Below are 19611 nucleotides of genomic sequence, written 5' to 3' on the forward strand. Positions count from 1 at the left end.
CCGGGGCTGCCCCCGCCACCGGCGTTGTGGGCAATCGTTCCGCTGGGGCGATGGGGGACCCCCATCGCCCCCGCGGGACGATTGCCCACACGGGGCGCGCAGCCCGTTCGGCCGAGTGTCCTGTGCGGGGGCAGCCGCGTTGCGGTTGCGTGGGAACCGGCGCTTCTTCCCTCACCAACACCTTCCAGGAGGCATCCCCGTGACCGCCCGATCCGCTCGCAAGACGGCAGCGCCCAAGGCCAAGACGCCCGCCCCCCGCGCCGCCCAGGAGGCCGTACGGAAGGTGCCGCCGCTCGACCCCGGGGACCGGGCCCGGCTGCTCGCCGGCGAGCACCACGACCCGCACGCCCTCCTCGGCGCGCACCCGGTCCGCGGCGGCGTCGCGATCCGGGTCCTGCGCCCGTTCGCCCGTGAGGTCGCCGTCCTCGCCAAGGGCAAGCGCGTCGTCCTGCACGACGACGGCGACGGCTTCTTCTCCGGACTGCTGCCGCTGCTGCGCAAGATCCCCCCGTACGAGCTCCGCGTCCGCTACGACGCCGACGAGCTGCCCGTGGACGACCCGTACCGCTTCCTGCCCGCCCTCGGCGATCTCGACCTGCACCTCATCGGCGAGGGCCGGCACGAGGAGCTGTGGAAGGCGCTCGGCGCCCGGCCGATGGTCCACCAGGGCGTCGCGGGCACCCGGTTCACGGTCTGGGCCCCCAACGCCCGCGGCGTCCGCGTCACCGGCGACTTCACCCACTGGGACGGCACCGCGCTGCCGATGCGCTCCCTCGGCGCCACCGGCGTCTGGGAGCTGTTCGTGCCGGGCATCGGCGAGGGCGCGGTCTACAAGTTCGACATCACCCGCCCCGACGGCTCCCACACCCTGCGCGCCGACCCGATGGCCCGCCGCGCCGAGTGCCCGCCGAACACCGCCTCCGTCGTCACCGACTCGTACCACCAGTGGGACGACGAGACGTGGATGGCCGGCCGCGGCGCCCGCCCGCATCACGAGGCGCCCCTCTCCGTCTACGAGCTCCATCTCCCCTCCTGGCGGCCCGGCCTGACGTACCGCCAGCTCGCCGAGCAGCTCCCCGCCTACGTCCGCGATCTCGGCTTCACCCACGTGGAGTTCATGGCCGTCGCCGAGCACCCCTTCAGCGGCTCCTGGGGCTACCAGGTCACCGGCTACTACGCCCCGACCTCCCGCCTCGGCACCCCCGACGACTTCAAGCACCTCGTCGACGCCCTGCACCGGGCCGGGATCGGCGTCCTGATGGACTGGGTCCCCGCGCACTTCCCGCGGGACGACTGGGCCCTCGCGGAGTTCGACGGCCGGCCGCTGTACGAGCACGAGGACCCGCGCCGCTCCGCCCACCCCGACTGGGGCACGCTGGAGTTCGACTACGGCCGCAAGGAGGTGCGGAACTTCCTGGTCGCCAACGCGGTGTACTGGTGCGAGGAGTTCCACATCGACGGCCTGCGCGTGGACGCCGTCGCCTCGATGCTCTACCTCGACTACTCGCGCGAGCACGGCGAGTGGCTGCCGAACGAGTTCGGCGGCCGGGAGAACCTGGACGCGGTCGCCTTCCTCCAGGAGATGAACGCGACGGTCTACCGGCGCTGCCCCGGCGTCATCACCTTCGCCGAGGAGTCGACCGCCTGGGACGGCGTGACCCGGGCCACCGACCAGGTCGGCCCCGGCGGCTTCGGCGGGCTCGGCTTCGGCATGAAGTGGAACATGGGCTGGATGCACGACTCCCTCGGCTACGTCTCCAAGGAGCCCGTGCACCGCAAGTACCACCACAACGAGATGACGTTCTCCATGGTGTACGCCTACAGCGAGAACTACATCCTGCCGATCTCCCACGACGAGGTCGTCCACGGCAAGCAGGCGCTGGTCTCGAAGATGCCCGGCGACTGGTGGCAGCGGCGCGCCAACCACCGCGCGTACCTCGGCTTCATGTGGGCCCACCCGGGCAAGCAACTCCTCTTCATGGGGCAGGAGTTCGCCCAGGGCGCGGAGTGGTCCGCCGAGCACGGTCCCGAGTGGTGGCTGATGGACGAGACGTACCACTCGGCCGGTGACCACCGGGGCGTACGGGATCTGGTGCGCGACCTGAACACGGTGTACGGGGCGACCCCGGCGCTGTGGGAGCGGGACACCGCGCCCGAGGGCTTCCAGTGGGTGGTGGGCGACGCTGCCGAGGACAACGTCTTCGCCTTCCTCCGCTACGACGCCGAGGGCTCGCCGCTGCTCGCGGTCTGCAACTTCTCGCCCGTCGTCCGGCACGACTTCCGCCTCGGCGTACCGGACACGTGCGCGGCCTGGGCAGAGGTTCTGAACACGGACGCGGGCCGGTACGGCGGTGGTGACGTGGTGAACACCGACCCGGTGAAGACCGAGTCGGTGCCCTCCCACGGCCGTTCGGCGAGCGTACGGATGACGCTGCCGCCGCTGGCGACGGTCTGGCTCAGGCCTGCTTGATGATTCCGAGGCGCTGAGTAGCTCGGGTCAGCGCCACGTACAGGTCGTTGATGCCGTGCGTGGCGCCGGCCCGGATGCCGTCCGGGTCGACGACCAGGACCGTGTCGAACTCCAGGCCCTTGGCCTGCCGGGGGTCGAGCAGGACGACACGGCGGGTCAGATCGGGCGTCGGGCCGTACGAGGCCTCCGGCAGGGCCGCGATCAGCTCCTGGTGCAGGACGGGCGGGGCGATCACGGCGAGCCGGCCCTCCTCGCGCGCCTCGGCGGCGACCGCGTCCGCGGTCTCCTTCACCGGGTCCTCGACGGTCCGCTCCCAGGGCTCGACGCCCGTGGAGCGGACCGAGCGGGGCGGCTCGAAGCCCGGGTCGGCCGCGCGCCGGACGTCGGCGGCGACCGCCATGATCTCGGCGGGGGTGCGGTAGTTGACCCCGAGCCGTACGAGCTCCCAGCGGTCCGCCACGTACGGCGTGAGGATCTCGTCCCACGCGCCGACGCCCGCCGCGTCACCGGTCTGCGCGGGGTCGCCGACCAGGGTCATCGAGCGGGTCGGGCTGCGGCGCATCAGCAGTCGCCAGGTCATCGCCGAGAGCTCCTGCGCCTCGTCGACGATGATGTGGCCGAAGGCCCAGGTCCGGTCGGCGGCGGCGCGTTCGGCGGCGCTGCGGTGGTCGGCCTCCTCGTGCCGCTCGGCGAACCGCTCGGCGTCGATGATGTCGTGCGCGGCGAGGACCTCGGCGGCGTCCTTGTCCAGCTCCTCCTTGTCCTCGAACTCGTAGGTCCGCGAGGCGTACGAGACGTCGAGGACGCCCTGCGCGTACTGGATCTGCTTCTCCCGCTCGGCCTCCTCGGCGGCGCGGGCTGCCGAGTCGTCCACGCCGAGGAGTTCGGCGGCCTCGTCGAGCAGCGGTACGTCGGCGGGGGTCCAGGGGCCGTCCTCGCGCCGGATCGCGGCGGCGTCCTCGTCGCTGAGGTGGGTCGGCTCGGCGAGGTAGCCGGCGAGGAAGGACTCGGGGGTGAGCGCGGGCCAGAGCGTCTCGATGGCCGAGTACACGTCCGGGTTGCCGGCGATGCCCTTGGCGAGCAGGGCGATGTCGTCGGGCCCGAGGAAGTTGGGGCCGCCGTACGGGTCGGCGCCGATGCGGTCGGCGAGCTGGGCGGCGAGCGCGTCGAGGATGTTGAAGACGAAGTAGGGGCGGGCGAGGTTGTGCGGCAGGGCCGTCTCGCGGGCCTTGTGGCGGGCCTCCAGGGCCATGTCCCAGTCGATGATCAGGTCGCCGTCGTCGTGCGGGACGATCAGCGGCTCGCCGCGCTCGGGGACCTGCTGCCGGTCGCGCACGGCGTGGGCGAGCGCGTCGGCCATGGTGGCGGCGCCCTTGACTGCGGCGGCGCGCGGGGTGTCCGTACCGGTGGCGCGGACGCCGGGGAAGAGTTCGCCGGGGGTGGCGAGCAGGACGCCGGTCTCGCCGAGGGAGGGCAGGACGTTGCCGATGTAGCCGAGGAAGGCGGGGTTGGGGCCGACGATCAGGACGGCGCGCTTGGCGAGCTGCTCGCGGTGGGCGTAGAGGAGGTAGGCGGCGCGGTGCAGGGCCACGGCGGTCTTGCCGGTGCCGGGGCCGCCCTCGACGACGAGGACGCCGCGGTGCGGGGAGCGGATGATGCGGTCCTGCTCGGCCTGGATGGTCTGCACGATGTCGTGCATGCGGCCGGTGCGGGCGGCGTCGAGCGCGGCGAGGAGGACCTCGTCGGCGTCCCGGTTCTCGTGGCCGGTACGGGTCCGGTCCCGGAGGTCGAGCACCTCGTCGTGGAGGGCGGTCACCTCGCGGCCCTGGGTGGTGATGTGCCGGCGGCGGCTGAGGCCCATCGGCTCGTATCCGGTGGCGAGGTAGAAGGGGCGCGCGATCTCGGCGCGCCAGTCGACGACGAGCGGGGTGCGGTTCGGGTCGTCCTCACGGATGCCGATCCGGCCGATGTGGTGGTCTCGGCCGTCCCGGAAGACGAGCCGGCCGAAGCAGAGCCCGGTCTCCCCCGCGTCGAGCGCGGAGAGCAGCCCGGACTGCTCGGCCACCTGCACATCCCGCTCCAGGCGTCCCTGATTGCCGACCCAGGGCGCCTTGAGGGCCTCTCCCACGGCCGCCTCGGCCTGGCCCCTGAGGTCGTCGAGTCGTGCGTAGAGCTCTGTGATGAATTGCTGCTCTTTCCGAAATTCCTCGGTTGACAATTCGACTCCCGGCGCGATACAGTGCGTTTATTGAATTTCTCCGCGTCTTGTTTTGTACCCAGACACGGAATCCAAGAATATACGCGAGAAACAACCCCGGCTGCAATTCTAGTCGGGGTATTTTCATGTCTCATGGGGAGAGAGACAGCACGCGCAGCACACGATCTGCTGATCGCACAGGGCGCCGACAGGATGGACCACCCGGGGGGCAGCCTGCTCGCCCACCTGGACCGGGTCGAGGCCCGGCTGGCCGCCTGGGGTGCCCGGGACGCACTCCGCCTCGCCGGCCTGTGCCACGCCTTCTACGGTACGGACGGCTTCGCCGAACATCTGCTGCCGCTGGCGGGGCGGGACGTCCTGGCGGCGGCGATCGGCGAAGAGGCGGAGGAGCTCGTGTACTTCTACGCGAGCTGCGACCGCGATGTCTCGTACCCGGAGCTCGGGAACGAGAACGGCCTCTTCCGGGACCGGTTCACGGGCGGGACGTTCACGCCGACGGAACAGCAGCGGAGGGATTTCGCGGAGCTGACGGCGGCGAACGAGCTGGACGTGCTGCAGCACAACCGGGATCTGCTGTCCCGGCATGGTGGCGCGCTGCTGAAGCTGTTCACGCGATGGCGGTCGCTGCTGAGCGAGGCGGCCTTCGCGGCGGCCCTGGAGCTGCTGAGACTGAAGGGCGCGGAACGCGAGGCGTTCCTGACCGGGCTGGAGCGGGGCGACGTCGTCACCGGTGTCGTCTCGGTGATCGCGAGCTTCGGCGTGACCTTCGTGGAGCTGGGCGGGGTGGAGGCGATGATGAACATCCCGGAGGTGTCCTGGCACCACATCGGCACCCCCGCCGACGTCATCGCCGAGGGCGAGGAACACGTCTTCGAGGTGCTCGGTGTGGACATGACTCGGGAGCGGGTCTTCCTCTCGCACAAGGCCCTCGAACCCGACCCGCTGGCCGCGTTCGCCCGCGAGGGGTTCACCGGGATCCACGCCGGGAGGGTCACCAAGGTCGTGTCCATCGGGGTCTTCGTCAAGGTGGCGCCGGGCGTCGAGGGGCTGGTCCACGAGCAGGACCTCGCGGGCCTCGCACCGCGCGAGGGCGACGAGCTCACCGTCGAGGTCGCCTCCGTCAACCTCGTCACGCGCCGCGTGGGGCTGAGCCTCCGGGCGAAGCGCGGCGCATAGTCCCGTGCGCCGGGCGGCCAGGAGGCCACGGGACTCGTAGTAGCGCAGAGTCCGCGTGGTCGTTCCGGCCCGCTCGGCCAGCTCGCCGATTCGCATGGACCCGAACGTACGCCTTGACGCCGACGTCAAGGCAAGAGCGACCGTGACGCCGCCCGCCACTCGCGGGCCAGGACGGCCCAGCACTGCGTGTCGTGACGGACGCCTTCGTACGGCCAGGACTCCCGCTCCACGCCCTCCAGCGTCATGCCCAGCCGCTCGGCCACGGCGGCGCTGCGCGCGTTGTCGGCGCGGCAGTGCCAGGCGGCACGGTGCAGGCCGCGGGTGAGGAAGGCCCAGTCGAGCACGGCGCCGCACGCGGCGGTGACCAGCCCGTGCCCCTCGCCGGCCGGTTCCAGCCAGCAGCCGACCTCGCAGGCGCCCGAGGCCGCGTCGAAGGAGGTGAACATGACGCCGCCGACCAGCGTGCCGTCGTGCCAGATGCCATAGAGGCGGGCGCCGTCGGCGGCCGACCGGTCGGCGTAGCCGCGGAGGGTGGCGCGGGCCCCGTCGAGGCTGTCGGTGACGAAGGACTGCCCGACCCACGGCCTGATGTGGTCGCGCGCCCGGTCCATGTGGGCGGCGAACTCCTCGGCATGCCAGCTCTCCAGTGGGCGCAGCAGCGCGTTGTCCCGGAGGGGGAGGGAGAACATGGCGACGACCCCATTCACATAACAAGTGTTACGGCTATGTACAGTAACAGCATGCCGCGCGCCAAGGGGGACCACGAGGCCCGCCGACTCGAAGTCTCGGAGGCGGTCTGGCGAGTGCTGGCCACGCGTGGGTTCGGCGGGCTGACGCTGCGGGCCGTCGCCACCGAGCTCGGCGCGACCACCGGGCTGCTGACCCACTACTTCCCCGCCAAGAGCGACCTGGTCGCGTACGCTCTCGATCTGCTCGACCGGCGTACCGCCGCGCGCTCGCGGCGCACCGAGGGGACGGGCCTGGCGGCGGTACGGAACGCCCTGCTCGACATCCTGCCGCTGACCCCCGAGGCCACGGACTCCAACCGGATCCGGGTCTCCTCCTGGGACACGGCCCTCGCGGACCCGGCGCTGCGCGCGGAGTACGCCGGGAAGTACGCGCGCGGTCGCGATCGGCTCCGGGACGCGGTCGCCGCCGCGCAGGAGGGCGGCGCACTGCCGGCCGGCGATCCGGCGCGGATCGCGGCGGGCGCCCAGTCCTTCGCCCTCGGCCTGGTCGTCCAGGCCCTGCTCGACCCCGACTCGTTCCCGCCGGACCGCCAGGTCGAGCTGCTGGACGACTATGTGGCGGCGCTCGGGGGGCGGGGCTGAGGGTTGGGGGTGCGGGGCGGGGGCGAGCACCATCCCGTACTCGGAGGACGCCTTGCCCCACCAGCGCATCCGCACCCGCAGCGGAGGCGGTCGTGGATCTCGACCAGCCAGTCGGCGAGGGCGTCGAGATGTCAGGAGGCGTTTCCGGCGCCGGGCGGGAGGAGGGGTTTGCGCTCCACCGGGGAGGACAGGACGATCGACGTCGTCGTCCGGCCGAGCGCGGAGGTCTGTTCCAGGATCTCTTCGAGATGGATGGTGTCGGTGACGGCGACCTTGAGGATCCAGCAGTCCTCGCCGACGACGTGGTGGACCTCCAGGATCTCCGGGCGGGCGGTCAGCTCCAGGGTCCTGGGGTGCTTGAGGGTGTAGCCGCCGTGCGGGTTGACCCGGATGAAGGCCTGGATCCCGTACCCGAGCCGCGCCGGGGAGACATGGGCGCCGTAACCGGTGATCGCCCCGCAGGCCTCCAGCCTGCGCACCCGCTCGGTGACGGCGGCGGGACTCAGCCGGACGCGCCGACCGAGCTCGCTGAGCTTGATCCGGCCGTCCTCCTGGACGAGCTCCAGGATCTGCCGGTCGATGGGGTCGAAGGCCCCGACCGAGGTTTCGTTGGCGGCGGGACGCAGATGCCGAGGTTCCTTCGGTGCGGCGGCCTGGACTCCCATGTTTCCCCCTTCAGCTGGCGAGCGCCCAACGTAACACTTGTCGTATGAACATTCTGATCATCGGCGGAAACCGCTATTTCGGAAAGCGGTTGACGTCCCGTCTGCTGAATTCCGGGCATACGGTGGCGCTCCTCAACCGGGGTTCTTCCGGCACACCGGAGGGGACCATTCATCTCGTCGCCGACCGGAACGACGAGGCCTCTCTGGAAAGCTCGCTGGGCGACCGGACGTTCGACGTCGTCGTCGACCAGGTCTGCTACACCCCACGCCAGGCGGAAATCGCGCGGCGCGTTCTCGGACCGCGTACACGGCGTTATGTGATGACGTCGACGGTGGAGGTGTACGAGTACGAGAACACGGCCGTACCCGTACGGGAGGAGGCGGTCGATCCGCGTACCGTCGCCGTCGATCTCGATCTTCCCTGGGACGACGCGGAGTTCCTCGACGCGCACTACGGGGAGGGAAAGCGGCAGGCGGAGGCGGTCTTCGCGGCCGAGCCGGCGTTCCCGTACACGGCGGTGCGGGTGGCCCATGTGCTGGGCGGCGCGGACGACTTCACCGGCCGGGTCCAGCACTACGCGGACCGTATCCGGGCGGGCGAACCGATCGCCGTTCCCGCCGTGAACCATCCGGCCACCTACATATACGTCGAGGAGATCGCGGAATTCCTGGCGTGGGCGGCCGAGGCCGACTTCACCGGGCCGGTCAACGCGCATTCCCACGGCCCGCTCTCCACTGCCGAAATATGCGCGGAGATCGAACATCGGGTGGGCGGCCGGACCGTGTTGCGGGAGGTGGAGGTCGGCAAGGTGTCGCCGTTCTCCTTCGCCCGCTCGTACGCAATGGACAACTCCCGCGCGACGGGCCTCGGATTCCGGTTCCGGGATTCCGGGGAGTGGCTCACGCAGGCTCTTTCCGAGACGCTGGGGGCGCGCTGATGCGGTACCGCATGCTCGGAGACGTACGGGTCGGGGCGATCGGACTCGGCGCCATGCCGCTCTCCATCGAGGGGCACCCGGACGAGGCCCGCGCCCTGGCCACCGTCCACGCGGCGCTCGACGCGGGCGTGACGCTGCTCGACACGGCGGACTCCTACCACCCGCCCGGCGGTGCGCCGGGAGCCGGCGAGCTGCTGGTGGCGCGGGCGCTGGCCACGTACGGGGGTCGTGGCCGGACCGACGGCGTACTGGACGGCGTACTGGTGGCGACGAAGGGCGGGCGCGGACGGACGGCCGACGGCGGCTGGACGGTGGACGGGCGTCCGGAGCACCTGCGGCGGGCGGCCGAGGCGTCGGCGCGGCGGCTCGGCGTCGAGGCGATCGGGCTGTACCAGCTGCACAAGCCGGACCCGGCCGTGCCGTACGCCGAATCGCTGGGCGCGATACGGGAGTTGCTGGACGCGGGCACGATCCGGCTGGCCGGGATCTCGAACGTGGACGTGGACCAGATCCGGCTCGCCCGAGAGGTGCTGGGCGAGCGGCTCGTCTCCGTACAGAACCGTTACTCCCCCGCCGTGCGCACCGCCGAGCCCGAACTGCGACTCTGCGCCGAACTCGGCCTCGCGTTCATGCCGTGGAGCCCGCTCGGCGGCATCTCCCGAAGCTCGCTGGACGGGGCGTCGGATCTGACTGCGGACCCGGAGTTCGGGGCGTTCCACCGGGTGGCGCGGGCGCGCGGGGTCAGCCCGCAGCGGGTGGCGCTGGCATGGCTGCTCGCACGCTCGGAGACGGTGCTCCCGATCCCGGGAGCGAGTCGACCGGAGACGGTACGGGATTCGGCGGGCGCCGCCGAACTGGTGCTGGATACACAGGACTTGGCGGAACTGGGCGTTCGGTAGGCGTTCGGTACGCAAGGGGCGGGCGTTGGGCGGGCGCTGGGCGGGCGTTCCGTGAGGCGTTCGGTAGTCGAAGGCACCGAACCCATTGACGGGGTCGGTGTCTCCATCTACAAAAGCTTGCTGAGAGCGCTCTCAGGCGCTCGTCCCCCAGCGGAGGTGTTCTCCTTGAGCCGCGTCCGACGCACCCCTCTCCTCGCCTCACTCCTCGCCGCCGCCCTCGCCGCGGGCGCTCTGCTCGGCCTCGGCGGGGCCGGCACCGCCAGCGGCGCCGTACCGCCGGCGCCCGGCTGGTCGCTCCAGTGGAGCGACGACTTCAACGGCCCCGACCGCGCCCTGCCGAACGCAGCCGACTGGCAGATCGACACCGGCTACGGCTATCCGGGCGGCCCCGGCAACTGGGGCACCGGAGAGATACAGAACTACACGTCGAGCCCCGACAACCTGCGCCTCGACGGCACCGGGAACCTCCGCATCACCCCGCTCAAGGACGGCGCGGGCAACTGGACCTCGGCCCGCGTCGAGACCAAGCGCGCCGACTTCAAGGCCCCCGCGGGCGGCACGCTGCGCATCGAGGGCCGGATTCAGATGCCGAACGTGACCGGGGCCGAGGCCGCCGGCTACTGGCCCGCCTTCTGGGCGCTCGGCGCGCCCTACCGCGGCAACTACTGGAACTGGCCGGGCATCGGCGAGTTCGACATCATGGAGAACGTCAACGGCATCAACTCGGTCTGGGGCGTGCTGCACTGCGGCGTGAACCCGGGCGGGCCGTGCGGCGAGACCACCGGCATCGGCGCCAGCCGGACCTGCCCTGGCGCGAGCTGCCAGTCGGCCTTCCACACGTACCGCTTCGAGTGGGACCGCTCGACCTCCCCCAACGAGCTGCGCTGGTACGTGGACGGCCAGCTCTTCCACAGCGTGAACGAGACCCGGGTGGGCGCCCAGGCCTGGGCCGACATGACCAGCCACGCGGGCTACTTCCTGCTGCTCAACGTGGCGATGGGCGGCGCCTTCCCGGACGCCCTTGGCGGCCCGACGCCGACCGCCGCGACGGTGTCCGGCCGGCCGATGCTCGTCGACTACGTGGCGGTGTGGACGAAGGGCGGCGGCACGACGACGCCGCCGACGACTCCCCCGCCGACCACCCCGCCGCCTTCGGGCTCCTCGCAGCTGTACCTGCGGACCGGCGCCGGCGCGGGTGACGCCCAGGCGGCCGCCTCGACGGTCTCGCTCGCCTCGGCGGGCGGCGCCAACCACGACGGCGCCCCGTCGAACCCGCAGGTCTTCACCTCGGGCCCGATCACGCGGACGTACAACGGCGGCGCGACCCAGTTCGACCTGTTCGTGGACGCCGGATCGGTGATCGCCAACGGTCAGCAGGTGCGGGTGAGTTACGACCGTACGGGCGACGGGAGCTGGGAGCGCGTGGAGACGTACGCGTACTTCGCCACCGATCCGGTGCCGGGTTACGAGCACTACACGCAGGCACGCGGCCTGCAGTCGGCGACCGGCAGCCACGGGAACATGTCGAACGGCCGGGTCCGGGTCGAGGTGTGGAACGCGATCGGCAACGGGCCGAGCACGCTCGGCGTCGGCAACCAGTCGGTGGTCCGGATCCCGTTCTCCTGATCCCGCTCTCCTGATCCGTGTGCCGTGAAGAAGGGGTGCCCCCGCCGCGTGTGCGGCGGGGGCCACCCCCGTACCCCGGAGCCCGGATCCGGCTCAAGGCCCGGGAGCCGGGGCAGTCTTCGGATCCGATGCATTGGATCCAATATCCATGATCCAGGATCCAATACATCGGATCCCAGACCCAGTGCATAGGGCCCCGTACCTAAGACCCCGTATCCGAGATATCGGATCCACGATCATGGATCCGATATCCGAAATCCGATATGGCTCAGACGCCCGCGCGGGCCTTCTCCTCGCCGCCGTCCGACCGCTGGTCCGGTACGGACGACTCCTCGTCCGACGCGTCCAGCGGCGCGTGGTCGTCGACCAGGGTCTTCTCGTCGAAGGGGACCCGTCCGGCCAGCACCTCGGCGACCCGCTCCTTGTCGATCTCCTTGGTCCAGGTGCCGACGAGGACGGTGGCGACCGCGTTGCCCGCGAAGTTCGTCAGGGCGCGGGCCTCGCTCATGAAGCGGTCGATGCCGACGATCAGGCCGACGCCGTCGACCAGTTCGGGCCGGTGGGACTGCAGGCCGCCCGCGAGGGTCGCCAGGCCGGCGCCGGTGACACCGGCCGCACCCTTCGACGCGATGATCATGAAGACGAGAAGCGAAATCTGCTCGCCGACCGAGAGCGGGTTGCCCATCGCCTCGGCGACGAAGAGCGAGGCCATCGTCAGGTAGATCGCGGTGCCGTCGAGGTTGAAGGAGTAGCCGGTCGGGACGGTGATGCCGACGACGGGCTTGCTGACGCCCAGGTGCTCCATCTTCGCGATGAGCCGCGGCAGCGCGGACTCGGACGACGAGGTGGAGAGGATCAGCAGGAACTCACGGCCCAGGTACTTCAGCAGCGCGAGGATGTTGACGCCCGCGACCAGCCGCAGCAGCGCGCCGAGCACCACGAAGACGAACAGGGCACAGGTCACGTAGAAGCCGATCATGATGACCGCGAGCGACTTCAGCGCGTCGATGCCGGTCGCGCCGACGACCGCCGCCATGGCGCCGAACGCGCCCACCGGCGCCACCCACATGATCATGGCGAGGATCCGGAAGACGAGCCGCTGGATGTGCCCGATCCCACGCAGCACCGGCTCCCCGGCCCGGCCCATGGCCTGCAGCGCGAAGCCCGCGAGGAGGGCGACGAGCAGGGTCTGCAGGACCTCGCCCTCGGTGAACGCCGAGACCAGTGTCTTGGGGATGATCCCGAGCAGGAAGTCCGCCGTGGACTCGCTCGTCCCCTCGGCCTGCTGGGCGCCCGCCTCGGCGACCTCCTTGGTCAGGTGGAGGCTGGAGCCGGGCTCCAGGATGTTGCCGACGACCAGACCGATCGCGAGGGCGACGGTCGACATGACGAGGAAGTACCCGAGCGCGAGACCGCCGACCGCGCCGACCTTCGCCGCCTTGCGGACCGAACCGACGCCGAGAACGATCGTGCAGAAGATGATCGGCGAGATCATCATCTTGATCAGGTTCACGAAGCCGGTGCCCAGCGGCTTGAGCTCGACGGCGAAGTCCGGCGCCACGAAGCCGACCGTGACACCGAGGATCACGGCGCCGATGACGGCGATGTACAGATAATGGGTGCGGTCCCGCTGTGCGGCCACGGGGTCCTCCTCGTGCTGATGGGTGGTCCACGTCCCGGTGGATCCCCGCGACTATCCATCAGCCTGTGACCCGGGTCACGCTTACGTTCGTTTCGTTCACGACCGAACTGTCACACTTACCGGCATGCGCATACCCCTCCCCCGGCCCCGCAGCCTCGCCGGCCAGCTCTTCGCGATGCAGGTCGTGCTGGTGGCGGCGGTCGTGGCCGGGTGCGCGGTCTTCGCGTACGTCACGGACCGCGCGCAGACCGAGGAGACCGCGCGCCGCCAGTCCACCGCGACCGCGACGGCCGTCGCGGCCTCCCCCTCCGTCCCGCAGGCCCTGCACTCCCCGGACCCGACCGCGGCGCTCCAGCCGTACGCGGAATCGGTACGGCAGCGCACCGGCGTCGCCTTCGTGGTGATCATGTCCCCCGACGGCACCCGCTGGACACATCCGGAGCCGGCGGAGATCGGCCGCACGTACCGGGGCCACACCGAGCCGGCGCTCCAGGGGCGGACCTTCTCCGAGACGCACATGGGCGTGCTCGGGCGTTCGGTCCGTACGGTCGCGCCGGTGTACGAGAACGGCCAGGTCGTCGCCCTCGTCAGCTCGGGCATCACCATCGAGAAGATCAGCGAGCAGGTACGGGAGCAGGTCACGGCCCTGCTCGGGATGGCCGGGGCGGCGCTCGCGCTCGGCGGCGCCGGTACGTACGTCATCAACGCGCGGCTGCGGCGCCACACCCACGGGATGAACGCGACCGAGCTGAGCCGGATGCACGACTACCACGAGGCCGCGCTGCACGCGGTGAGCGAGGGTCTGGTGATGCTGGACGGGCAGCGGCGGATCGCGCTGATCAACGACGGGGCGCGCGAGCTGCTCGGTCTGGACGCGGAGGTCGTGGGCCGGTCGGCGGCCGATCTCGGTCTGCCGGTCTCGCTCACCAGCGCGCTCCTCGCCTCCGAGCCCCGGGTGGACGAGCTGCATCTGACGGCGGAGCGGGTGCTCGTGGTCAACACCCGGCCGGTGGTCGGCGGGGAGCGCCGGGGGACGGTCGTGACGCTCCGGGACCGTACGGAACTCCAGGCGCTGTCGGGCGAGTTGACCTCGGAACGAGGCTTCACACAGGCGCTCCGCTCGCAGGCGCACGAGGCGGCGAACCGGCTGCACACGGTCGTCTCGCTGATCGAGCTGGGCCGGGTGACGGAGGCGGTCGACTTCGCGACGGCGGAGCTGGAGCTGGCCCAGGCGCTCACCGACCGGGTCGTCGACGCGGTCGGCGAACCGGTGCTCGCGGCGCTGCTGCTCGGCAAGGCGGCGCAGGCCAACGAGCGGGGGGTGGAGCTGGTCCTGACCGAGGACAGCCGGATCGACGACGGGCTGCTGCCGCCCGAGATCCCGTCGCGGGACCTGGTGACGATCCTCGGCAACCTGATCGACAACGCGGTGGAGGCGGCGAGCGGCACCCCGCACGCGCGCGTGCGGGTCACCGCCCGCAGCGGCGACGGCGAACTCCTCCTCCGGGTCTCCGACACCGGACCCGGTGTCGAGGCGGGCGACCGGGACGCCGTGTTCGACCGCGGCTGGTCGACCCGCGGCCCGGCCCGCGGCCTCGGCCTGGCCCTGGTCCGCCAGGCGACCACCCGCGCGGCGGGCACGGTGACCCTGACGGACACCCCGGAGGGCGGCGCGGAGTTCACCGTACGACTGCCCCTGACTCCGCCGGCCGAGCCCGCCGCCCGGCCGCCCGCACCCCGCACCGCGCCCGCCCCGGAGGTGTCCGCATGAGTCAGACCCCAGGCCGCAGTCAGGACATCCGGGTGCTGGTGGTCGAGGACGACCCCGTCGCCGCCGACGCGCACGCGCTCTACGCCGGGCGCGTGCCCGGCTTCCGCGTCATCGGGGTCGCGCATTCGCGGGCCGCCGCCGTGCGCGTCCTCGACCGGACGCCCGTCGACCTCATCCTGCTCGACCTCTATCTGCCCGACGGGCACGGCCTCCAGCTGCTCCGCGCACTGCGCGCCGGCGGGCACTCCGCCGACGTGATCGCGGTGACGTCGGCCCGCGATCTGGCGATCGTGCGCGAGGGGGTGTCGCTGGGGGTCGTGCAGTACGTGCTGAAGCCGTTCACGTTCGCGACGCTGCGGGACCGGCTCTGCCGGTACGCCGAGTTCCGGGCCGCCGCCGGGGAGGCGTCCGGCCAGGACGAGGTGGACCGCGCCCTGGGCGCCCTGCGCGCCCCGCAGCCAGCATCGCTCCCCAAGGGTCTGAGCGCTCCGACCCTGGAGGCCGTCACCCGTACCCTCCGTGACGCCCCGGGCGGCCTGACGGCCACCGAGGCGGCGGCGGCCGTCGGCATCTCCCGGATCACGGCGCGCCGCTATCTGGAACACCTGGTCACCGACGGCCGGGCCGCGCGGGCGCCGCAGTATGGTCAGATCGGGCGGCCCGAGCTCCAGTACCGCTGGATCACGACGATCGTCCGCTGAGCGGACCGTGGCGTCCGGTTACCGATCTACGGGTGATCACTACGGATGGTTACCGCCGGGTTCCCACGTTTCTACGACATCTGGCCTTGGGTGAACGCACCGTAGCCAATTGTCACATTCCGCTTCTACGGTGTGGGCGTGCACCACACCCCGCCCTCCCCTCCTCCCCCTCCCTTCAACGCGGTCGCCGCACGCCGCCTCCGTGAGGGTCTCGGAATGGCTCCGGGCCATGTCGCCTACGGCCTCCGCGCGCAGTACGGTCTCGCCGTCACCCCCGAGACGGTCATCGCCTGGGAGCGCGGCCGCCTCGCTCCCAGCGCCCAGGAACTCACCGCGCTCGCGGGCGTCCTCTGGTGCGCCCCCGGCGAGCTGATCGCCGATGCCACCACCCTGCGCGAGCACCGGATGGCCCGCGGTCTCGCGGCCGACGAACTCGCCCGGCGGGTGGGACTCGACGCGCCCGGCTACCTGCGGATGGAGGAGTCGGGCCGCTGGCGCGGCACCGAGCGCCAGACCGCCGCCCTCGCCGAGACGTTCGGCCTCGGGCCCCGCGAGCTGATCCAGGTCACCGGCCGGACCGAGGAGCTGGCGGCGCTGCTGCGGGACGCGGCCACGACGCGCTGGCAGGCGTACGTACGTCCGGCGGTGAAGCTGCTCCCGCTGCCCAAGCGGGTCCTGGAGTCCGCGCTCCAGCGGCTGCACACCGACTACCACGCGAAGATGGCGGCCACGAGCAGCTGGGGCGCCTCGGGCGACAGCGGAGCCGCGGGCCGCGAGTACCTGGACGGCATCGTCGCCCACTTCTGGGACGCGGTCGGCCCGTAGGGCAGGGGGCGGGCAGCGGCTCGCGTCGGCTCGCATCGGTATTCTGCGCGCCATGGACATGATCAACTCCCCTGCGGGACCCGACGATACGGGTGTGGCGGTGGCAGCGGTGACCGCGGGCGCGGAGGTCGTACGCGCCCTGTACGGCCGGCGGCTGGCCCGTATCGACAAGGGCGCCGGGGACTTCGCCACCGCCGCCGACGTGGCGGCCGAGCAGGCGATCCTCGACGTCATCCGTGCCGCCCGGCCCGATGACGCGGTGCTCGGCGAGGAGGGCGGGCAGCGGGGCGCAGCCGATGCCGCGCGCCAGTGGCTGGTGGATCCCTTGTGCGGCACGCTGAACTACGCCACCGGCAGCATGCTGGTGGCCGTCAACGTGGCGCTGCGCACGGGGCCGGCCGCGGTCGCCGACCCGTTCGGCGGCGAGGTCTTCTTCACCGACGGTGCAGCCGCCTGGGCTCGGCAGGACGGCGCCGTGGCTCCGCTCGCGCCCACGTCCGCCGGCCGGCTGGTGGACGTCAACCTCGATCCGCCGTTCCCGGGCGCACCCGGATTCCGGGCGGTGGAGCTGCTGGCCCACCCCGGATTCGTCGAGCGGTTCCGGCCGCGGGTCGTGTCCACGACGCTGGCCCTCGCCTGGGTCGCGGCCGGCAGGCGGGCCGCCTACGTCACCGATGGCGGCGACCTGTCGGGGAGTGTGCATTTCGCCGCCGGTATCGCTCTGTGCCGGGCCGCCGGCTGTGTCGTCACCGGGATCGACGGGGCCCCGATCGGGCCGGCCGGCGGCGGCCGGGGGCTCGTCGCGGCCGCCGATGCCGAGACCCACGAGCAGCTGATGTCGATGATCCGGGGCTGACCCGGACACGACCTAGCGGCGGTCGAAGCTGAAGAGCTGGCCGCGGGCGTCCGCGCGACAGGGCGCCTGCGCCAGCCTCGCCCACTCGGCGGTCCGGTCGCCGACGACGCTCACGCAGGAGTCCGGGGTCGCCGAGTCCACGGGGACGATCCGGTAACCGGTGACCGGGGTGCCGAAGGGCTCAAGGCGGAACGTTTCGACGCGGGTCGGGTCCGCGCACTCCGAGTCCTCGAACGCGGCGTCCGGGATACGCCCGCCGGACGGGATGCCGGAGCAGCCGGGGCCGTAGTCCGGGTGGTCCGAAACGATCCGCCACCGGCCGGAGCCGAGGCCCTTGAGGGAGTAGCGGGGAACGCCCGCGCCCTCGCACGCGCGCTGGTAGATCTGACCGCTGCTACCGCCGCGCCGCTCGTTGAGGCAGAGGTCCGAGCCGATCACCCGGATCTGTACGTCACCGGCGGCGGGCGCGGTGAGCGCGACGCTCTTCGGGCGGGCGGCGCCGTCGTCCCGGACGAGTGCCATGACCACGCTGACGGCGGCGAGGACGAGCCCGGCGACGGCGACGAGGGCGACGAGCGTCCGGACCGCACGGGAGCGGGGGCCGGGGGCGGGCCCAGCAGAAGGGTCCGGGAATCCGGGTTCGGCCCCGAGCTCGGCCCCGAGCCCGCTTCCGGGTTCGACCCCGAGCCCGGTCCCGGGTTCGACCCCGAGCCCGGTCCCGGGTTCGGCCCCGAGCCAGGTCCCGGGTTCCGTTCCCGGTACGGAATCGCCTTGCGGCCCCGTCGGCCACGCGGTCTCCACGCCCGCGCCCGTCCCGGCCCCCGCTCCCGTCCCCGCGTACACCCCTCGTACCGCCAGCTCCTTGCGGACCGCCTGCCAGGTCTCCAGCTCCCCGGGGCTCACGCCGCAGGCGCGGACGAAGGAGGTCAGCAGCTCCTCGCGGGGGACGGTCGAGCGGGCGAGCATGTTCGCCACCGTCGAGCGGGGCAGGACGTCGCCGAGCGCCTCGGCGCGGGCCGACAGTTCGCGGTAGGTGAGTCCGGACCAGTCCTTGAGCTGCTGCAGCCGCGCGAGGAAGGAGGCGGCGTCGGTGGCCTCGCGTGGGTCGGGTGCGCCGCCCCCGTCGGCGTATCCCTCGGTCATGCGTACTCCCCGCCCCTCCCCCGGACGGGGTTGGGACATGTCCGGGACAGGCCCAAGCCTTGTTGATCTGGCTGTTCAACTCAAGAGTGGAATTCAGCAATTCCGGTCAGGGGCCGGAATCGTCACGGGGGAAGTATCGGGGGAAGTACGGGGGAATCCGGGGAAAGTACGGGGGAACCCCGGAGGCCGACGGCGGCCCACCGGGAACGAGAAGGCCCCGATCGTCCACGGGGGGACGATCGGGGCCTTCTCGCATTCGGGAATTCTTCAGGACCCTTGAGGACCCTTGAGGACCTCGGTCCCGCACCGCCAGGTCAGAAGACCGACTCCGCCTCCGACATCCGGCTCACCGGCACGGTCTTCAGCCGCGTCACGGCCTCCGCCAGCGGCACCATGTGGATGTCCGTGCCGCGCAGCGCCGTCATCCGCCCGAACTCGCCCCGGTGCGCGGCCTCCACCGCGTGCCAGCCGAAGCGGGTCGCGAGCACCCGGTCGTACGCCGTCGGCGTGCCGCCGCGCTGGACGTGACCGAGGATGACCGGCCGGGCCTCCTTGCCGAGGCGCCGCTCCAGTTCGACCGCGAGCCGGTTGCCGATGCCCTGGAAGCGCTCGTGACCGAACTGGTCGATCTCGCCCTTCTTGTACTCCATCGAGCCCTCGGCCGGGTGCGCGCCCTCGGCGACGCAGACGACGGCGAACTTCTTGCCGCGCGCGAAGCGCTCCTCGACCATCTTGACGAGGTCGTCGACCTGGAAGGGGCGTTCGGGCAGGCAGATGCCGTGGGCGCCGCCGGCCATGCCGGACTCCAGGGCGATCCAGCCGGCGTGCCGGCCCATCACCTCGACGACCATCACGCGCTGGTGGGACTCGGCGGTGGTCTTGAGGCGGTCTATGGCCTCCGTCGCGACGCCGACGGCGGTGTCGAAGCCGAAGGTGCGGTCGGTGGAGGAGATGTCGTTGTCGATCGTCTTCGGTACGCCGACCACGGGCATCCCGGCGTCGGCGAGCATCCGGGCGGCGGTCAGGGTGCCCTCGCCGCCGATCGGGATGAGGACGTCGATGCCGTACTTCTTCGCCAACTCCGGGGCGGACTCGGCGGCTTCGGAGAGCCGGTTGCGCTCCAGGCGGGCGGAGCCGAGGATGGTGCCGCCGCGGGCCAGGATGCCGCTGACCGCGTCGAGGTCGAGCGGCCGGTAGTGCCCGTCGAGGAGACCCTTGAACCCGTCCTCGAAGCCGATGACTTCGTCGTCGTGGCCGGTGAGCGCCCGGTGCACGACCGACCGGATCACTGCGTTCAGGCCAGGACAGTCGCCGCCTGCGGTGAGAACTCCGATGCGCATCGTGCTGTGT

General features: G+C 71.9%; 16 protein-coding genes and 1 pseudogene. 10 read left to right on the forward strand and 7 right to left on the reverse strand.

What is annotated here, in order from left to right; genetic code table 11:
- Positions 1-199: 199 nt before the first annotated feature.
- Complete coding sequence (gene glgB / locus Q5762_RS15735) at positions 200-2470, forward strand: 1,4-alpha-glucan branching enzyme (protein WP_399495173.1); 2271 nt, start codon at positions 200-202, stop codon at positions 2468-2470.
- Here the strand turns inward: glgB and Q5762_RS15740 are convergent.
- Complete coding sequence (locus Q5762_RS15740; RefSeq protein ID WP_315892717.1) at positions 2457-4688, reverse strand: UvrD-helicase domain-containing protein; 2232 nt, start codon at positions 4686-4688, stop codon at positions 2457-2459. The genes glgB and Q5762_RS15740 overlap by 14 nt on opposite strands.
- Before the next feature lie 132 nt (positions 4689-4820).
- Between Q5762_RS15740 and Q5762_RS15745 the strand changes: the two genes are divergently transcribed.
- On the forward strand, positions 4821-5864 hold the full coding sequence (locus tag Q5762_RS15745; RefSeq protein WP_399495174.1) for a DUF6817 domain-containing protein: 1044 nt from the start codon (positions 4821-4823) through the stop codon (positions 5862-5864).
- Here Q5762_RS15745 and Q5762_RS15750 read toward each other — a convergent pair.
- A pseudogene (locus Q5762_RS15750) lies at positions 5865-5960 on the reverse strand (MerR family DNA-binding transcriptional regulator); the annotation flags it as partial.
- Between the two features lie 29 nt (positions 5961-5989).
- Positions 5990-6553: a GNAT family protein gene (locus Q5762_RS15755; protein WP_315892834.1), complete on the reverse strand. Its 564-nt coding sequence runs from the start codon at positions 6551-6553 to the stop codon at positions 5990-5992.
- A 51-nt stretch (positions 6554-6604) separates the two neighbouring features.
- Here Q5762_RS15755 and Q5762_RS15760 point away from each other — a divergent pair, with 51 nt between their 5' ends.
- Positions 6605-7195 (forward strand): TetR/AcrR family transcriptional regulator, encoded by a 591-nt coding sequence (locus Q5762_RS15760; protein WP_315892719.1) that lies wholly within the window; start codon positions 6605-6607, stop codon positions 7193-7195.
- Positions 7196-7326: 131 nt separating this feature from the next.
- On the opposite strand, the gene Q5762_RS15765 is transcribed toward Q5762_RS15760, so the two are convergent.
- On the reverse strand, positions 7327-7860 hold the full coding sequence (locus tag Q5762_RS15765) for an Lrp/AsnC family transcriptional regulator (protein ID WP_315892720.1): 534 nt from the start codon (positions 7858-7860) through the stop codon (positions 7327-7329).
- 44 nt (positions 7861-7904) lie between these two features.
- Between Q5762_RS15765 and Q5762_RS15770 the strand changes: the two genes are divergently transcribed.
- The 3 genes from Q5762_RS15770 to Q5762_RS15780 all read left to right on the forward strand — a co-directional run bounded on the left by Q5762_RS15770 (position 7905) and on the right by Q5762_RS15780 (position 11323).
- Complete coding sequence (locus Q5762_RS15770) at positions 7905-8798, forward strand: NAD-dependent epimerase/dehydratase family protein (protein WP_315892721.1); 894 nt, start codon at positions 7905-7907, stop codon at positions 8796-8798.
- A complete protein-coding gene (locus tag Q5762_RS15775; protein ID WP_315892722.1) occupies positions 8798-9697 on the forward strand; it encodes an aldo/keto reductase in 900 nt (299 codons plus the stop codon). The genes Q5762_RS15770 and Q5762_RS15775 overlap by 1 nt, the downstream gene beginning before the upstream one ends.
- A 165-nt stretch (positions 9698-9862) precedes the next feature.
- Positions 9863-11323, forward strand: a complete 1461-nt coding sequence (locus tag Q5762_RS15780) for a glycoside hydrolase family 16 protein (protein ID WP_315892723.1) — start codon at positions 9863-9865, stop codon at positions 11321-11323.
- Between the two features lie 268 nt (positions 11324-11591).
- Here Q5762_RS15780 and Q5762_RS15785 read toward each other — a convergent pair whose 3' ends face one another.
- Complete coding sequence (locus Q5762_RS15785) at positions 11592-12965, reverse strand: cation:dicarboxylate symporter family transporter (protein ID WP_315892724.1); 1374 nt, start codon at positions 12963-12965, stop codon at positions 11592-11594.
- A gap of 124 nt (positions 12966-13089) precedes the next feature.
- Here Q5762_RS15785 and Q5762_RS15790 point away from each other — a divergent pair, with 124 nt between their 5' ends.
- The 4 genes from Q5762_RS15790 to Q5762_RS15805 all read left to right on the forward strand — a co-directional run bounded on the left by Q5762_RS15790 (position 13090) and on the right by Q5762_RS15805 (position 17118).
- The gene (locus tag Q5762_RS15790) at positions 13090-14736 is read left to right on the forward strand and encodes a sensor histidine kinase (RefSeq protein WP_315892725.1); all 1647 of its coding nucleotides are present in this window, start codon (positions 13090-13092) and stop codon (positions 14734-14736) included.
- A complete protein-coding gene (locus tag Q5762_RS15795; RefSeq protein ID WP_315892726.1) occupies positions 14733-15437 on the forward strand; it encodes a response regulator in 705 nt (234 codons plus the stop codon). Before Q5762_RS15790 ends, Q5762_RS15795 begins: the two co-directional genes overlap by 4 nt.
- A 216-nt stretch (positions 15438-15653) precedes the next feature.
- Positions 15654-16262 (forward strand): helix-turn-helix transcriptional regulator, encoded by a 609-nt coding sequence (locus Q5762_RS15800; RefSeq protein ID WP_315892727.1) that lies wholly within the window; start codon positions 15654-15656, stop codon positions 16260-16262.
- Between the two features lie 58 nt (positions 16263-16320).
- A complete protein-coding gene (locus Q5762_RS15805; protein ID WP_315892835.1) occupies positions 16321-17118 on the forward strand; it encodes an inositol monophosphatase family protein in 798 nt (265 codons plus the stop codon).
- A 12-nt stretch (positions 17119-17130) separates the two neighbouring features.
- Here Q5762_RS15805 and Q5762_RS15810 read toward each other — a convergent pair whose 3' ends face one another.
- Positions 17131-18261 (reverse strand): helix-turn-helix transcriptional regulator, encoded by a 1131-nt coding sequence (locus Q5762_RS15810; protein WP_315892728.1) that lies wholly within the window; start codon positions 18259-18261, stop codon positions 17131-17133.
- 314 nt (positions 18262-18575) lie between these two features.
- Positions 18576-19601, reverse strand: coding sequence for an ATP-dependent 6-phosphofructokinase (locus Q5762_RS15815; protein ID WP_315892729.1), 1026 nt, complete (start codon positions 19599-19601; stop codon positions 18576-18578).
- Positions 19602-19611: the final 10 nt, after the last annotated feature.

This window comes from Streptomyces sp. P9(2023), from assembly GCF_032436795.1.
Taxonomy (GTDB): Bacteria; Actinomycetota; Actinomycetes; order Streptomycetales; family Streptomycetaceae; genus Streptomyces.

Excerpts from the sequence above, each read along its gene's own strand:
- Q5762_RS15745 (WP_399495174.1), top strand. The coding sequence starts at position 4,821 with ATGGGGAGAGAGACAGCACGCGCAGCACACGATCTGCTGATCGCACAG.
- Q5762_RS15755 (WP_315892834.1), bottom strand. The coding sequence starts at position 6,553 with ATGTTCTCCCTCCCCCTCCGGGACAACGCGCTGCTGCGCCCACTGGAG.
- Q5762_RS15760 (WP_315892719.1), top strand. The coding sequence starts at position 6,605 with ATGCCGCGCGCCAAGGGGGACCACGAGGCCCGCCGACTCGAAGTCTCG.
- Q5762_RS15765 (WP_315892720.1), bottom strand. The coding sequence starts at position 7,860 with ATGGGAGTCCAGGCCGCCGCACCGAAGGAACCTCGGCATCTGCGTCCC.
- Q5762_RS15770 (WP_315892721.1), top strand. The coding sequence starts at position 7,905 with ATGAACATTCTGATCATCGGCGGAAACCGCTATTTCGGAAAGCGGTTG.
- Q5762_RS15775 (WP_315892722.1), top strand. The coding sequence starts at position 8,798 with ATGCGGTACCGCATGCTCGGAGACGTACGGGTCGGGGCGATCGGACTC.
- Q5762_RS15790 (WP_315892725.1), top strand. The coding sequence starts at position 13,090 with ATGCGCATACCCCTCCCCCGGCCCCGCAGCCTCGCCGGCCAGCTCTTC.
- Q5762_RS15795 (WP_315892726.1), top strand. The coding sequence starts at position 14,733 with ATGAGTCAGACCCCAGGCCGCAGTCAGGACATCCGGGTGCTGGTGGTC.
- Q5762_RS15800 (WP_315892727.1), top strand. The coding sequence starts at position 15,654 with ATGGCTCCGGGCCATGTCGCCTACGGCCTCCGCGCGCAGTACGGTCTC.
- Q5762_RS15805 (WP_315892835.1), top strand. The coding sequence starts at position 16,321 with ATGATCAACTCCCCTGCGGGACCCGACGATACGGGTGTGGCGGTGGCA.
- Q5762_RS15810 (WP_315892728.1), bottom strand. The coding sequence starts at position 18,261 with ATGACCGAGGGATACGCCGACGGGGGCGGCGCACCCGACCCACGCGAG.
- Q5762_RS15815 (WP_315892729.1), bottom strand. The coding sequence starts at position 19,601 with ATGCGCATCGGAGTTCTCACCGCAGGCGGCGACTGTCCTGGCCTGAAC.